This is a genomic window from Gardnerella sp. DNF00753 (assembly GCF_049244275.1).
GTDB classification, from domain to species: Bacteria; Actinomycetota; Actinomycetes; order Actinomycetales; family Bifidobacteriaceae; genus Bifidobacterium; species Bifidobacterium greenwoodii.
In genome coordinates, this window is the sequence record NZ_CP058393.1 from 692998 (window position 1) to 709390 (window position 16393).

Consider the following 16393-nt stretch of genomic DNA (forward strand, 5'->3'; position numbering starts at 1 on the left):
GGTGAAGTTAGAATGTGGAAAATCGCGCTAAAACTTATGCGTAAAAGCGTACGCATGCTAATCGCCTCTGGAATTGCAATTCTTATAGGCAGCATGTTTATGAGTGCTACTTTGCTTTTTGTAAATAGTGTTGACGACTTGATGGTTCGCAATGCAACGGAAGAATTTCATAGCGCAAATTATGCAATCTCATCTAAAAGCTCTAACAGTTCTCCGAATAGTGGAATTCATTATAAAGACCTTCATTTAGACGAAATATCGAAGATGCCTGGTGTCAACGGTATTCGTAGTAACGATGCGACTGCGCTTGTAAGAGTAGAAAAAGGTGATAAATCAGTTACGAGCGCTGCTTGGTCTAGTGGTTTGTATGGAAATCTTCCTGTGTATAAATCAACAGAAGGTAGAGATCCGCAAAAAATAGGCGAAATTACGCTTATTAAAAGTATTGCTAAATCCATACATGCAAACATTGGCGATACTATAACTTTGGTTAAAGTAGATGACACTGGCGGAAATAAAGAAAAATCGTACGATGTTCGTGTGGTTGGTCTTGTTGACGATGGAGAACATTCTCAAATACCATTTTCAAATCGCGGCATATATCTTGGCGGCGTAACGAACGATTTTTGTGCAAAACTCAACAATCTTAAGAATTTTGATGATCAAGTTGTGCAAAGCAAAGTGTATATGAGCATCGATGAATCTAAAATAAACGATTTATCTCCTAAGATTAGTGCTTTGCTTCCAGAGCAATTTTCTCTTATGTCTAGGCATGATGTTGGTGTAAGAGCTGTTCGAAATGTGTCCAACGGCACTAATTTTGTAACCATGTTCTTGCTATCTTTTGGTGTTCTAGCGTTGCTTATTTCTTCGCTTGTTATAGCAAACACATTCCAAGTTTTGGTTGCTCAACGCAGACGCACTCTTGCGCTTTTGCGCGTAATTGGCGCACAATCGCACCAGCTTTATGCGGCAGTTTTGCTTGAAGCTGCAATACTTGGAGTTATTTCTGCAGGTGTTGGCGTGCTTTGCGCAATAGGATTTATGGGCGCAATTAGTAACTTGAATATTAATTCTGGACCATTATCTAAGATTCCTTTGATTGTTTCACTTCCGGCGGTTGTGTGGCCAATAGTAATTGGTGCGATTGTAACAGTTCTTGCATCTATGGGTGCTGCTCGATCTGCTACAAAAGTAACGCCTATGGAAGCGTTGCGTCCAATGGATTTGATTAAAGATAAGCGTGCAAGCATTATTCGCGCTGTTTTTGGTGTTCTATTTATTGTTGTAGGTATTTTATTTACGGCCTTAAGTGCTACTTCTTTGGCAAGCATGATTGCTCAGCAGTCGCCTAATGCTGGTGCTGACTCTTGGAGAACTTTGCTTGTGGCAGTTTTTGGATGCGCGCTTGTGTTTATTGGAATTATTATTACAGCAACATTCTGGATGCCGTTTGCTATGAAGGCAACTGGCGCAATCATGGCACTTTGTGGGCCTGCATCTAAAGTTGCCAACGCAAACGTGCAACGAAACCCTAGAAGAGTTGCTGCAACTGGAACGGCTTTGCTTATTGGCGTAACGCTTGTTTCTACAGTAGTAACTGGCGCAATCTGCGGTAAAGCAACTCTTAAAGGTGTTGTTGATGACCGTTACAGTGTTGACATTATTATTCAAGGCAAGAATGTTGATGAGTCTTTAGCTGCCGATATTTCAAAGATTAGTGGAATAAAGCATACTGAGTTGCTTCCTGCAGTTCCTATGACTTTTAAGAACGCTAAGGGCAAAACTGAGTACGCTATGGCAGCTGGAGTTGATAATGTAAATCAGCTTCGAAATGTGATGCACACTGACCTTGATGGCGTCAATATAAACAGGGATTCTGTGCTTTTGCCTAAGTTTAATGATGAAGGTGGAGAGCCTTTTGACCTTAAAAAAGGAAACCTTAATCTGCAAGCTTACGTAGAAAAATACAGTTCTGGTGAAGATAGTGTAGAAAATGTTACTCCATTTACTGGCATGAATACAGACTCTAGTAATAACGATAAGAGCATTACTGTAAAACAAGTTCAGTTTAAGACGTATCGAAATGTTGGTGTGTATTCAAATAATACTGCTTTTGTGAGCAAATCCTACTTCAATAACTACCTTAAGCCTACAACGCATATTCTGCTTATTTCGGTAGATTCTAGCAAAGCTAATCTTGTAGATATTGCTAAAAACATTCAAAATGTTACATCTAGCTATGCGGAGGTTATGTCTACTGGAAGCGTGTTTGAGCGTGCAAAGTGGGAGAGTGCTATCGACGCAATGATGATGGTGCTTGTTGGCTTAATAGCAGTAGCTGTTGTGATTGCTTTAATAGGCGTTGCAAACACATTAAGCTTGTCTGTTATTGAGCGAACCAAAGAATCTGCAACTTTGCGCGCAATAGGCATGACGAGAGGCCAAGTTAGAAGGTCTCTTGCGTTGGAGGCAACGTTGATTTCCTTAACAAGCACTGTTTCCGGTTTGATTGTTGGAACAGCGTTTGGGTGGATTGGATCCTACATGGTGTTTAGCGTAATCGGCAAAGTTCCGTTTGTAGTTGATTGGACTATTTACGCGGTTCTTGCTCTAATCGCTTTGCTTGCAGCGCTTCTTTCCAGCGTGCTTCCAGCTCGTAGAGCAGTGAAGTCTTCGCCAGTAGTTGCGCTCGCGGAGGACTAAATTTCACAAAAACTATATGTGAAAGATAGTCTGTAGAAGTTAAGTTGCAGAAAATAAAGATAATGCCGGTGTGTAAATTTTACGTGCCGGCATTATCTTTTTCTTAAGTGTTTTCGACACGCAGAAAAAATTTGTATTATCGTTATTATTTTTTTATTAAAATGTGTGCATAATTATGCGAAGATTATAATATTATGTATAGAAATGGCATTTTTTATTAAAGATATTCAAAAATAATACGATTATTATTCATAATGACAAGTTTTGCCGGAAATTTTCCGAATAAATAGCGTTGAAAATGTATTTATTTCTTTGTTATGCTCAAAATGACTGCTGACATAAGTTAGACATGAAGGCCGCTACGAGCAAGGAGTAGAAAATATGGTAACGGTCAATAAAAAATCTGCCGCAGCAATTGCAGGAATCTTATTGTTAATGCAAAGCCCAATGCCAGCGTGGGCGCAAGATGCTGCTGATGAAGTACAGAATGTACCAGCTCAAACAGAGGCGACTGTTAAAGCGTCTACTGAAGAAGCAATTGAAAAAGCTGAAGAGCAAGTTCAGCAATTAGAAGATCAAATTGAAGCGTATAAGAAAAAAGTTGTAGAATTTGACGATCTTTTAAGTAAAATCTCTGAAACTGAAAAAATAGCTGAAAACGCTGTGAAAGATAAGGAAAAGGAACTTCTAGAAGCTCAAAATGCACTTAAAATGGATTCCGAAGCTGCAAAAGCAAAGGTTGCGGAATTTGAAAAATCCAAAAGAGAAAAAGAGAGCGATCTTACCGGATTAAAAGAAGCATACGAACTTTTAAAAAAGCAATATGATAATGCAAAATTAGCTCTTGATGGTTTGCAAAATGACGAAGAAGAAAAAAGTCAAACAAAAGAAAGAGCTGCATCTAGCATAAAGCAGTATGAATCGCAGATTTCAAATCTTCACAAAGAAGTAGATTCTCTTAAGGAATCTATTGCAAGTGATTCTGCTCAAGTTAAAGAGTATGAAACAAAAATGACTGATTTAGAATCTGCATTAGATAAAGCTGTTAAAGAAAATAATGGTGATATTGATTCTATAAATAATCAGCTTAAAAAAGTTTCTGATGATCAAGCTTTGCTTTTTAAAAAAATCGAAAAAGATAAGAAATCTGTAGCTGATAAAGAAAAAACTGTGAAAGAATTAGAATCTCTTTTCAAAACAGCGCAGCAAGAATTTGAAAAAGCAGATGAAGAACTTAAAAAGATTAAAGATCAAATTGATAAGTCTAAAAAAGATGTAGCCAATAAGCTCGAAGTTTCTAACAGTAAAGATTCTGAAGTAAAGAAAGCAGAGTCTGAAATAAAGCTTCTTGATAATATTATTGAGAACTATAAGTCAGTTGGTAAAGGTGATGAGCTAAGCCAAAAAATTGAATCACTAAAACGTGTTATTGCTGGTGTTAAAGCATTAAAAAATAATCAGCCTGATGCAAGAGCCAATAACAATAAGCAAAAGAAGCAAGTTGAAGATTCTTTAAGAGCCGCAGAAACGAAGCTTGAGGAAGCTAGAGTTAAAGTTGCTACTCTCAAAGCTCAATTGGAACAGGAAAAAGTTCAAAAGAATCAGCAAAATGGTAGCAGTTCTGCTGGTAATAATGAGGCAAAAGAATCTGAAAAACAGACTGCTCCTAGTGTTCCAGCACCTTCTGATTCTGAATCTAAAGAGCGTGTTTCTCCAGCACCTGCACCTCCAGTAGCAGGTGCTCCGAAAGTAGCTGCTCCTTCTCCTGCAGTACCTGAAGCTAAGATCCCAGCTCCGTCTGTTAAAGCTCCAGCTATGCCATCTGCTCCTGTTACTCCTGCAGCCCCAGTAGTGCCAGCAGTTCAAGTTGAAGATAATTCAGCTCCTGCTGTTTCTGAAGATGCTACAGATAAGCAGTCAAAGCCTGTTGAAAGCAAGACTGAAAGCAAGACTGAAAGCAAGCCTGTTGAAAGCAAGTCTGTTGAATCTGCAAAGCCTTCTGCAAAGCCTTCTGAATCTAATGTGGCTAAGGAAAACGTTAAAACTGCGGAAACCACGGAAACTTCTAAAACTGCAGAAAGTGCGGAAACTTCCGAAAATAATGATGTTCAGGATCGTCCTGCTAACGAAACTGACGAAAAGATTTCGGATACTGAAAGCGAAAAGCCACAAGCTCAAGCTAGTGCTACATCCGAGAACAAGTCTTCTGGCAATATGCTTAGCACTATAATGTTGGGTGTTTTGGGTGCGCTAACCATTTCTGGTGCGGCTGCTGCAGGCGTAACATTTATGCGTCACCGTCGCTTACCGAAAGCATAAATTAAAAAGCTATTAGGTATGTTGATAATTTAAATTTGCGGCTATTTGTGCCTTATGCATAAATAGCCGCATTTTTATATATTCTGGTATGTTTTTACGGCTTAACTAAGCCATTTTCGTAAGCAAAAACTACAGCTTGAACGCGGTCTCTAGCATCGATTTTTCCTAAAATATGCGCAACATGAGTTTTAACTGTTGGCAAGCTAATAAATAGTTTGTCAGCAATTTCCTGATTTGAAAGTCCGTGAGCAATTTCAACAAGAACCTCACGTTCTCTATCAGTAAGCTCTGGAATAACGGAAATTCCGTATGCGCAGCTTTGTGTTCCTTGTGCAGTTGAACTTGCTTGTGCAGCCGAATTTGCTTGTGCAGCGTAACTCGCAACGCTGTTTGCTTTAATATTTGTTGCTACTTTGCCTTGCTGAATCATATTTTCGATCAAACGTTTAGTAGCGGTCGGAGCAATAATTGCGTTTCCTTGATACACAGTTCGTATGGAATTAAGCAAAGTTTCTGGCTCTGTATCTTTAAGCAAAAATCCGGAAGCACCCGCATGAATTGCAGCCATAACATATTCGTCTAAATCAAAAGTTGTTAAGATAATGATTCGAGTATTTGTGTTAGTTTTTTGCTGCAGAATCTTGCGAGTTGCCTCCAAACCGTCCATTACAGGCATGCGAACGTCCATAAGAATAATGTCTAGATTCTGGCTTTTAGAAAGCTCCACAATTTGTGATCCGTTAGAAGCCTGAGATACAACGTGCATATCTTGCTGCGAATTTATTACCATCGCAAATCCTGCTCGCACAAGCTCCTGATCGTCTGCTATTGCAACGCGAATTACTTCATTGTTTTCCATATTTTCCATAGTATCAACTTACTCTTGCTTATTTAATGCGTTGTGTTGAATTTGCTCATCAAGTGGGGCAGCAGGGCGAATAGCAATCTCAGTTACATTCGCAGCATTATTTGCTGAATGAACGCTTGAACCTGTTTCTCGCAAAACTCCAAGCAATTTTCGCATATATTTCAGTGCCGAACGACCTTCATCTCCAATATTTTTGAAAGCTTTACTAATTTCTTCACTTTGTTCCTGTGATTGCTTTGGTTCTGATGACTTTCGATTTTCTGCATTGCTATTTGTTTTTTCGTCATTTTTAAGCATATCAATTCCGCTATTTGCTGCATCGATTACTTTATGCAATGTAATAGCAACTTTTTGCTGAATATTTGAGCTAAGTCGTTGCCTTTCTGCGTTAGCTGCAAGTACTTCTAGCTGTTTTTGCTCTTGCTCTAATTCTGTTCTGCGCGCTTTTAGAATCAGCAAATTATTGTCATCGTTTCTGCGGGAATAAGCAAATGCAATGGCCGCAAAACAAATTAACGCAACTATAAAACCAAAAATTAATCCAACGGACGCCATTTGCATAATGTCATAAAAATTGGTTGTGGCAATATTTGATGTAAAGAATCGTATTGGAGTTTCAGTTTGTGGAATATTTTTTGATGAAATACCAATTTTTACGGCGAAAATAGCAGATTCGGCAAGTACTACTGAGCTAACCCATTGCCATGCGTGTTTTTTACCGTAGAGCACAGCAGCGTAAATAATATTTGGTATGAAAAAATTAGCGAATAAAATATTCGGCAAGAGTATAAGCTGTATTGCAGAAAATACTGCTGCAACAATTGCGCATGCGGTTGGAGCTTTTCTGCGAAACATGAATGGAATCATGGTTGTAAGAGTAAATACTTTATAAAGTATTTGTAATGAAAGCGAGCTTGAATATTGTGAAGTCATTCCAGTTCCAACAGTAAAATCGTAAGTTGGCATAAAAAGCATCATAACAACCCAAGGTGATGCATAAATAATGTCTCCAATAAGCCAATGTTGTTCAAACCATTGAGATACTTTCTCAATCCTATTTTGTGAAGCATTTGCTTCTGGTAAAACGTATGGCAAAACTTTTGATGAGGTTGGAACGTTTACATCTGCTGGTTTCACATTTGCCGGTTTTGTTTGTGCTTCTGCTTGATTATTAACTTTTGCATTCTTATTAGTAACGTTATGAATACTATTTAATACAGAAGCAGTACTGTTTGACTGGTCTGCGCTGTAGGAATATGGAATAAAAGCAACAATACTAAACGTTCCATCATTGAGTTTTCCATAATCAAGCGTTCCATGAAGATTTTCAAGTCGCTCTTTCATGCCGATTAAGCCATAACCGTTTTTATGTTGCGCATTGCTATTTTGCGTTTGGTTAGCTTCGGTTTTGTGTATTTCATTCGTGATTTTTAGTGTTAAGCCTTGGTTATTCCACTGTTCATGAATGTTTATTTTAACGCCATCTCCTGCGTGCTTTCGAATATTAGTAAGAGATTCCTGAACAACGCGGTATGCAACGGTTTGTGCGTCCGTGTTAAGTCTATTTTGAGAATTTATGCCATCAACAGTATGCCAAAAAATATTTTTAGGAGATGCAATTTTTGCTTGTTCAATAAGCGAAGGTATGTGATTGAAATCCAATTGACACGATGGAGCGTCTGTTAAAGCTTCTAGAAGTCGGCGCATGTCGTGAACGGCGCGCTCGGCTTCGTTTTTAATAATATGCATTGTTTTTTTAGCAAGTGCAATATCTTTGGTTGCTGCATAACGACCACCATCTGCTTGAACAATAATAATAGAAAGCGTGTGGGCAACAATATCGTGCATATCTCTTGCAATTCTTGCGCGCTCTGCAGTAACAGCAATGTGTTGAGCTTTTCGGCGGTACGCGCGAATAGCATTATTGTGATCTTGCAAAAGTTGAATAGTATGCACGTGAGTGCGCTGCCAGTAGCCAATAATAACCGTAATAGTAGTAATAATAATCGCAAAAATTATTGAAGGAATTGCAAAATTAAGTATATTTGAAACGCAATTTTTTATGCTACTACTATTTATATTTTGTACACTACAAGTATAACTAGCTTTTGAATGATTGATGCCATATATTGGTCCCATTACAGTATTCCACGATATTACTGCGCAAGATAATACTGTTGTTACGTAAGCTGCAATAACAAAAGCTTTTGAATGTTCTGGATTTCCGCGCGCAATAGCATTAACAAGTAGCACGAAACCAAAGAAATCAGCGAAAAGTTGAGTAGGGCCAAATGCTACTTGCACAATGCAAATAACAATAAAAATAGTAGCCGCTTGTTCAGGCCATAGTTTTCGTAATGAAAGTAGTAATGCAACAACAATATTGATAAGCGTTACTGTAATAAGCGAACCTTGAGTCAAAAAGCCATCAACGTTGCTTATAACGTAGCGATCGCTTGAAAGTATAAAAAGAATAAGTGGAATAATACCCCATAATATGTCGTTTAATGTGAGCTCTTTTCGTAATCGCTGTATAACACTTTGAAACATATTAGGTACTTTCATAATTACTAGGCTAGTGCATAGTACTTTATAGAACAATCAAACTTGAGTATGATTTATAAATAGAGTGTGTAATTGATAGTTGCAATGTAGCACGAATAAAGAAAGGGATGGCAAGATGGCATTACTCACAAGCTATTATGTTCCGGGATTACATGTTGAGGAGCGTGCGATTGATGTTCCACTTGATTGGGAAGGCAACACTCCTGGTGGAGCTATTAAAGGCGAAACGATTCGACTGTTCTGTAGAGTTGTTTGTGCTCCTGAGCATGTGCATGACGATTTGCCGTTGCTTGTGTTTTTACAAGGCGGCCCTGGTGGGCAGTGTCCGCGACCACTTTCGCCTTCTAGTGATGGTTGGATTCAAGAGGCTATTAAGCATTTTCGCGTAGTCTTGCCAGATCAGCGTGGTGTTGGGCGTTCTTCAAGAGTGGATGCTTCAACTATGAAGCGTATGGCAGACGACGGAGTAAGTGTTGAGCGTCAAGCGTGGTATTTGAAGCGTTTCTTAGCTGACTCTATTATTCGCGATTTTGAACATTTGCGTCTTACTGAATTTGACGCAAAACCGTGGGTGTCTTTAGGGCAAAGTTACGGCGGATTCTTAACGCTTACGTATTTGTCGCTTTTCCCGCAAGGATTGATTGCAAGCTTCACAACTGGCGGCATTCCTCATGTTCCTGCAAATGCGCGTGAAGTCTATGAGCATACTTTTCCTCGTATGGCGCGTAAAACTGAGCAATTCTATGAGCGTTATCCTCAGGATGTTGCTCGTGCAGCCGCTATTGCGGATCGTATCGCGCAGGGTGATGTTGTGCTTCCAAATGGCGAGAAGCTTACGGTTGAGCGATTCCAAATGTTGGGTTCTTCCTTTGGTATGAAGCCAAGTTTTGAGCGAGTGCACTGGCTACTTGATTCTGCGTTTGCAGATGGTGATGGTTCTTTGAAAGCGTTTAAGCACGGTGGTGGAGCTTCTGCTGGAAGTTTAAGCGACGAGTTTGTGTACGGTGTAATGGATTCAACGGCTTCGAGCCCGCTTTATTGGCCGCTGCAAGAATTTATTTATGCTGACGGTGAATTAGAGCATCCAATTTTGTGGGCAGCTCAGCAGGTTAGGGAAACAATGTCAGAGTTTTCTGGTTCTGCACGTCCGCTTCTTTTTACGGGCGAAGCTATGTTTCCTTGGATGTTTGATCAAGAAAAAGCTTTGCAGCCATTCTTGCCAGCAGTTGACTGCTTAATGAGCGACAAGCAGTTTGGCAAAATTTACGATCAAGATCAACTTGCTAATAACGAAGTCCCATTACAGTCTGCAGTCTATTTTGACGACATGTATGTTGATTCTGGTCTTCAGTTAGATACGCTTTCTCGTATTGCAAACTCCCATTATTGGACAACAAACGAATTTGAGCATGATGGTTTGCATGGAGATGTAGTATTCCGTCATCTTTTTGATGAGGCTTTAAATCGTGGTGATTTAGAGGGAATTTACAAGCGCTAATAAGCTCTGTAAGTTTTAAATTTTGCGTGTTTGTATCGTTTAATAGAGCACTATTTGATATGCTATACATCTGTTTGAGTAATAATTTGCGTAATAAATAGTGCTTTATTTATGAAATGCACCAAAGGGGATTATGAATGAGTAATGGAACATTCGGTACTGTTGGCTTCATAGGCTACGGCAATATGGCACAAGCAATTGCTAAAGGTGCTGTAAATGCAGGCGTATTGCAAGGTGAAAATATTGTTGCATGTGCTCGTAATTTTGAAAAACTTGAGCGTAACACTTCGCTTATTGGGGCTCGCGCTATGCGTACTGCTAAAGAAGTATGTGAAGCAAGTGACGTCATTATTGTTGCTGTAAAGCCGTATCAGATTTCTGAAGTTCTTAAACCTATTGCTGGTCTTATTGACGAGCGTGGTACAGCTATTATTTCTGTTGCAGCCGGCTGGAGTCTTGAGCGATACAAGGATTTGCTAGGCAATAATGTTCATGTGCAATGCATTATTCCTAATACTCCTATTTCGGTAGGTCAAGGAGTTACTTTAGCTGAGTCGAATAACACTCTAACTGACTCTCAGCTTTCTATGTTTAACGCTTTATTTGAGCCAATTTCTTTAGTAGAGCGAGTGGCTGGTGAAAATATGAATATTGCAATGTGCATTTCTAGCTGTGCTCCAGCTTTTACAGCAATGTACATGGAAGCTTTGGGAGATGCTGGAGTGAAGTACGGTTTGCAAAGAGATTGTGCTTACCGTTTGGCTGCAAAAATGATTGAAGGAGTGGGTGCGTTATATATGAACGAGCGTACTCATCCAGGGATTATGAAAGATGCAGTGTGCTCTCCTGGAGGAACCACTATTCGAGGCGTTGCGCAGTTAGAATCTCGCGGATTTAGGGGAGATGTAATTTCTGCCGTGGATGCCATAGAAAATATAAAGTAAATAAAATCAAGTTGTGTCGGCTTTCCCGGCGCTGGTCTAAACTAGGTTAATATGTCTTTAACTATTGGAATTGTTGGATTGCCAAACGTTGGTAAGTCCACTATGTTTAATGCTTTAACCCGCAACAACGTTTTGGCGGAGAATTATCCGTTTGCAACTATTGAGCCTAATACTGGTATTGTTCCGCTTCCGGATCGTCGACTTCCAGTGCTTGCAAAATTAGTTAATACCGAAAAGATTGTTCCAGCAACAGTTACTTTTGTTGATATTGCAGGCATTGTTAAGGGCGCTTCCGAGGGCGAAGGTTTGGGCAATAAGTTCCTTGCTAATATTCGCGAAGCAGACGCTATTTGCGAAGTTGTGCGCGCTTTCAATGATGACGATATCGTACACGTAAACGGAAAAGTTGATCCTGCTGACGATATTGACACTATTAATACTGAGCTTATTCTTGCCGATATGCAAACTATTGATAATGCTCTTCCAAAGTTGGAAAAGGATTTGCGTGGCAAGAAAGTTACGCAAGAATATGTTGATGCAGTGAATAAAGCTAAGGAAATTCTTGCTTCTGGCAAGACTATTGACCAGGCTCATAACGAAAAGCTTATTGATAAAAACGACGTGTACGATTTGCACTTGCTTACTGCTAAGCCGTTTATTTACGTGTTTAACGTGGATGATTCGGAGTTGGCTGATGAAGATTTGAAGTCTAAACTTTCTGCATCTGTAGCTCCTGCAAAAGCAATCTTCTTGAATGCTCAGTTTGAGTCCGAGCTTACAGAGCTTGACGAAGCTGACGCTCGCGAAATGCTTGAGGATGCTGGTTTGAAGGAATCTGGTTTGGATCAGCTTGCGCGCGTGGGATTCGATATTTTAGGTCTTCAAACTTACTTAACAGCTGGTGTTAAAGAAGTTCACGCTTGGCAGATTCATAAAGGTTGGACTGCTCCTCAAGCTGCAGGCGTTATTCACACTGATTTTGAGCGCGGATTTATTAAAGCAGAAATCGTATCTTACGATGATTTCGTTGAGGCTCAAGGTTCTATGGCAAAAATTAAGGAAGAAGGCAAGCTTCGCCTTGAAGGCCGAGACTACGTTATGCAAGATGGAGATATTGTTGAATTTAAATTCAACGTGTGATATTTCTGTGAATTAAGCGAAATTTTGTTTTTCAAGCGTTGCTACTAGTAGTTTGCTGTTAAACTATTAGTAGCAACTTTTTTATTTTTATAACCGGAGATAGTGATGCAATTTATTCGTGACTTTGTTAGTGATATACGCAAATGTGCGCGATTTTTTGCAAAAATGCGCAGATGGTGGATTCGTAGTTCGAAAACTATGCGCTATATATCTGCGAGCATACTTGCAATATTGATAGTAATTTTCCTGTTATTTGTTGGTTTTGAAACATCAAATGTACTTTCTACTACGTATCAATACGGTGTGCAAGCACGTAAAAATGCGCTTATTGAAAAGATCAAGAATAATTGCGGCGGTAGTGAAAATAGCAGTAAGAGAAAAAATATAAATAATATCTATAAGTATTGCAATAAAGATTCTTCTAAAAAAGCTAATGCTAAATCTGATTTTTGGAAGTATCCTACAGGGGGAGCGTACCCTAATCTTACTGGAATAAATGTTTCTGACTTACATATTGATGTAAATCTTAAAAAGCAGCGCGTATACATTATTGCTAAAGGGAAAACTGTTTATTCAATGATTATGAGTTCTGGAATAAATGACTCTACTCCTCACGGCGATTATCATATTAACGGTATGCGCAACAAGCATTTTTACAATCAGAATGAAAAAGTTGGCGCCGACTATTGGGTAGGTTTTATTGATGCAGAATACTTGTTCCACTCTGTGCCAACTAACCATAAGTTTGGAAATTATATTAGGTCTGAAGGTATGAAGTTAGGAAAGCCTGCATCTCATGGTTGTGTGCGTTTAAGCGTTGCGGATGCAAAATGGTTTTATGAAAATATTCCTGACGGAACGTCTGTTCATATTGGATAATCTTGCAAAAACTGTATAAACGCAATATTTAAGTAGTCTGATTTAAGTAATTGTTTAAATGTTGCAAATAAAAAAGAGGGCCCTCATTTGGAAGGCCCTCATATATTCATTTTTTAGCAAACTATTCTTGAAATATTTATTTAGAAGAATAGTACTGCAGCCAAACAGGCTAATACTACCAAAACAATAGAAGCTAAGAAGCTTGCAAGGAAAGCAGTGCGACCCTGTTTGAAAATAACTCTGAAGTTTACGTTAATTCCAAGAGCTGCCATTGCCATTCCAAGGAAAACGTATCCTGCTTCTACAAGAGTTGATGCATGAGCAGTTATGAAAGGAACGTAAGTTCCAATAACGGATGCTGCAATAAAGCCAAGCATGAACCATGGGAAGCTAATCTTATGCTTTCCGCCATTTTCAACTTTGCTGTGACGAGCATTCCACCAGATTGCAATAAAGATTGATGCTGGAACTAGCATAAGAACTCGTGAAAGCTTCATGATTGTTGCAACATCGATACTATCGAATGCTCCGCCAGCTGCAACAGCATGTGCGATTTCATGAAGTGAGGCACCTGCTGTAATGCCAAGCTGCTGCTTAGTCATGCCGAAGTGAGGAAGAATGAAGATTTCAGCAAGAGCGTAAATAGTGCCCATAATCGCAACTGTTGCAACGGCCATAACTTCGTTCTGCTCTTTTTCGTCTTCCTCTTCTGGAAGAACAGGCATTGATCCAGAAAGACCCATAACTGCTGCAGCGCCACAAATACTTGTGCCTCCTGCAGTAAGCATTGCGAGCTGAGGATTTACCTTCAAAAGTTTAGCAATGTTATAAGTTACGCAAACCATTACTGCAACTAACACGGCTGCAATAGGCAAGCACTTAATGCCCTTGGTAAACAAATCGTGCAAATTCAGCTTAAAGCCGAGGAGAATAATGCCAAGACGAAGAAGCTTGTTTGCAATCAAACCGGCAGCGCTTTTAACACCTGCGCGTCGTGAATCATTATTCTTTTTGTATGCGTGCAATGGCAGCTGCAGAGCCATGCCAACGAGCAACGCAATAATAAGAGCACCCAGAAGTTTTAAGCCTGGGTATTGCTTAAGCCAGCTACCAATAAAGGAAGCTAGAAGCGTCAATACGGCAATAAGAGCCATATCGATGGTGCAGATTTTCTTTTTCCATGTATCAAAGAAATTAACCATTTAGCTCATTATTCTCTCACAATCGGACAAAAGTGAACATTAATTAAAGATTTAGCTAATAATTATTCATTTTGCTGAAAAAATACGCGACACGCCGTACGCAAAAATCACATAATCGAACATAATGCACCGTTAGCTATCTTTAAGAGTGGTGCATTTGATATTGCATTTTGAAAATACAATGCCATTATAGATATGTACGGAAAAGGTGGCAGCTTTGAGTAAATATACGGTAAAGATTAAGCGAATTTATGAAATAGCTGATGAACATGATGGTTTGCGAATCTTAGTGGATAGGCTGTGGCCTAGAGGGGTAAGCAAAGAGCGCGCTCAGGTTGATGAGTGGTTCAAAGATATAGCGCCGAGCACTCAATTGCGAAAATGGTTTAATCACGATCCTGAACGTTTTGAAGAATTTGCGCATCGCTACGCCGAAGAACTTGATGCAAACCGTGAAGCTGTCGATATGCTTACTGCTTTGTTTACTAAATACTCAACAGTGACTTTGTTGTATGCTGCTAAAGATCCAAAAGTGAATCACGCGTTAGTTTTGCAAGAATATCTGCAAAACTAACTTGCGTGATTTTAGTTCTTTCTTAAACATAAGTGAGCAATTATAAACATTCGTTAGTGTTTATTTTGCTCTTTTCGACACACCGATTTTGCTTGATATTTCAACAAAAATAAAAAGTAGTTTTATGATTTTCTACTTATGTTCGACACATATCTTTTTGCGCGTTAGAATTTCTCTTTGGCATATGGGTCGGTGGTGTAATGGAGACCCCCAGAAGCTGCCATCCCAGCGCTCGGCGAGTGCTTGTTTTTTTTTTAACGACACTCGTTTACATACCTCTTGCAGAACTTGTTTTTACGAGGAGAAGAAATGAATTCTTTGTTTACATGGCAGCGTCACGGCGACGGTAAGACTTTGCGTCCTGGCGAAGTAGTTGAGCCAGATGAACGCTTAACTTGGATTCGCACCGCTGGTATTGGTGCTCAGCATGTTATTGCAATGTTTGGCGCCACATTCTTAGTGCCTATTTTAACGCACTTTGATCCGTCGACTACTTTGATGTTCACAGCTCTTTCGACGGCATTGTTCTTATTGATTAACGCAAACAAGCTTCCTAGTTATCTGGGAAGCTCTTTTGGTCTTATAGCACCTGTTATGGCTGTAGCTTCAGCTAATAAAGGCATTGCTGTTGCAAGCTTTGGCATTATGTGCACAGGTATTTTGCTTGCGCTTATTGGTGTGCTTGTTCATTTTGCGGGCGCTAAGTGGATTGACATTATTATGCCGCCTGTTGTAAACGGTGCAATCGTTGCAATTATTGGTTTTAACTTAGGCCCAGCCGTTTGGAGTAACTTCCAAAAGGCTCCAGATACGGCTTTGGTAACTTTGGTTGCAGTTATGCTTATTGCAGTAATCTTCCGCGGTCTTATTGGACGATTGAATATTTTACTTGGCGTTCTTGTTGGCTACGCGTACGCATGCTGGCGCGGACAAGTTGATTTTAGTCAGATTGAGAATGCTTCTTGGATTGGTTTCCCTAAGTTCCACACCCCACAAGTAGATTTCTCCGTTCTGCTTATGTTCTTGCCTGTGGTTCTTGTTTTGATTGCAGAAAATGTTGGTCACGTTAAGTCTGTAGCTCAAATGACTGGTCGAAATTACGATGACAAGATTGGTACAGCTTTATTCGCCGACGGTTTAGGTACTGCAATTGCAGGTTGCTTCGGTGGCTGCGGTACAACTACATATGGTGAAAACATTGGTGTTATGGCTGCAACAAAGGTTTACTCAACAGCAGCTTACTGGTGTGCAGCAGCGTTTGCTTTCATCTTGAGCCTCTGCCCAAAGTTCGGTGCGGTTGTAAACTCCATTCCAGCCGGCGTTTTGGGTGGTGTAACCACTTTGCTTTACGGCATGATTGGCATGATTGGTGTGCGCATTTGGGTTGAAAACAAGGTGAACTTCGACAAGCCAGTTAACATTATGATTGCTGCAATCGTGATGATTATTGGCATTGCTAACTTCCAGTTTGCTGTTTCCGGAATTCAGTTCAACGGTATTGCGATTGGCACTGTTGTGGTGTTGGTTGTATACCATCTGATGAAGGCTATTGGTAAGCTTACCGGAACTATCGCTAAAGATGATCCAGATGTTGCTTAGCTTAAATGCTTACATGATTTAATTTAATCACATCAGGCGCGTTCGCTACTTTTGCGAGCGCGCTTTTTTGTAATTATTTTTGATTACACAACAAACACA

General features: G+C 39.7%; 11 protein-coding genes. 8 read left to right on the forward strand and 3 right to left on the reverse strand.

Translation table 11 applies throughout. The features are described 5' to 3' along the window. The first annotated feature begins 12 nt into the window (after positions 1-12). Both HXT33_RS03000 and HXT33_RS03005 read left to right on the forward strand, forming a co-directional pair. On the forward strand, positions 13-2706 hold the full coding sequence (locus HXT33_RS03000; RefSeq protein ID WP_421787526.1) for an ABC transporter permease: 2694 nt from the start codon (positions 13-15) through the stop codon (positions 2704-2706). A gap of 381 nt (positions 2707-3087) precedes the next feature. Further along, on the forward strand, positions 3088-5025 hold the full coding sequence (locus HXT33_RS03005; RefSeq protein ID WP_421775697.1) for a chromosome partitioning protein ParA: 1938 nt from the start codon (positions 3088-3090) through the stop codon (positions 5023-5025). A gap of 94 nt (positions 5026-5119) precedes the next feature. Here HXT33_RS03005 and HXT33_RS03010 read toward each other — a convergent pair whose 3' ends face one another. After that, a complete protein-coding gene (locus tag HXT33_RS03010; RefSeq protein ID WP_421775696.1) occupies positions 5120-5893 on the reverse strand; it encodes a response regulator in 774 nt (257 codons plus the stop codon). Between the two features lie 9 nt (positions 5894-5902). Continuing rightward, positions 5903-8458, reverse strand: coding sequence for a sensor histidine kinase (locus tag HXT33_RS03015; protein WP_421775695.1), 2556 nt, complete (start codon positions 8456-8458; stop codon positions 5903-5905). A 115-nt stretch (positions 8459-8573) separates the two neighbouring features. Here HXT33_RS03015 and HXT33_RS03020 point away from each other — a divergent pair, with 115 nt between their 5' ends. The 4 genes from HXT33_RS03020 (at position 8574) to HXT33_RS03035 (ending at position 12919) form a co-directional block, all read left to right on the forward strand. Beyond that, positions 8574-9956 (forward strand): alpha/beta fold hydrolase, encoded by a 1383-nt coding sequence (locus HXT33_RS03020; RefSeq protein WP_421775694.1) that lies wholly within the window; start codon positions 8574-8576, stop codon positions 9954-9956. Positions 9957-10093: 137 nt separating this feature from the next. After that, positions 10094-10900, forward strand: a complete 807-nt coding sequence (proC, locus tag HXT33_RS03025; RefSeq protein WP_421787528.1) for a pyrroline-5-carboxylate reductase — start codon at positions 10094-10096, stop codon at positions 10898-10900. Between the two features lie 51 nt (positions 10901-10951). Continuing rightward, entirely contained in the window at positions 10952-12040 is a 1089-nt protein-coding gene (ychF, locus tag HXT33_RS03030) for a redox-regulated ATPase YchF (RefSeq protein WP_421787530.1), read from the forward strand. Positions 12041-12343: 303 nt separating this feature from the next. Continuing rightward, a complete protein-coding gene (locus HXT33_RS03035; protein ID WP_421787532.1) occupies positions 12344-12919 on the forward strand; it encodes a L,D-transpeptidase in 576 nt (191 codons plus the stop codon). Between the two features lie 140 nt (positions 12920-13059). Here HXT33_RS03035 and HXT33_RS03040 read toward each other — a convergent pair whose 3' ends face one another. Beyond that, complete coding sequence (locus tag HXT33_RS03040) at positions 13060-14121, reverse strand: YeiH family protein (protein ID WP_421787534.1); 1062 nt, start codon at positions 14119-14121, stop codon at positions 13060-13062. Positions 14122-14338: 217 nt separating this feature from the next. On the opposite strand from HXT33_RS03040, the gene HXT33_RS03045 reads away from it, so the two are divergent. Both HXT33_RS03045 and HXT33_RS03050 read left to right on the forward strand, forming a co-directional pair. After that, positions 14339-14695: a DUF488 domain-containing protein gene (locus HXT33_RS03045; RefSeq protein WP_421787536.1), complete on the forward strand. Its 357-nt coding sequence runs from the start codon at positions 14339-14341 to the stop codon at positions 14693-14695. A 309-nt stretch (positions 14696-15004) separates the two neighbouring features. Next, entirely contained in the window at positions 15005-16294 is a 1290-nt protein-coding gene (locus HXT33_RS03050) for a uracil-xanthine permease family protein (RefSeq protein WP_246905001.1), read from the forward strand. Positions 16295-16393: the final 99 nt, after the last annotated feature.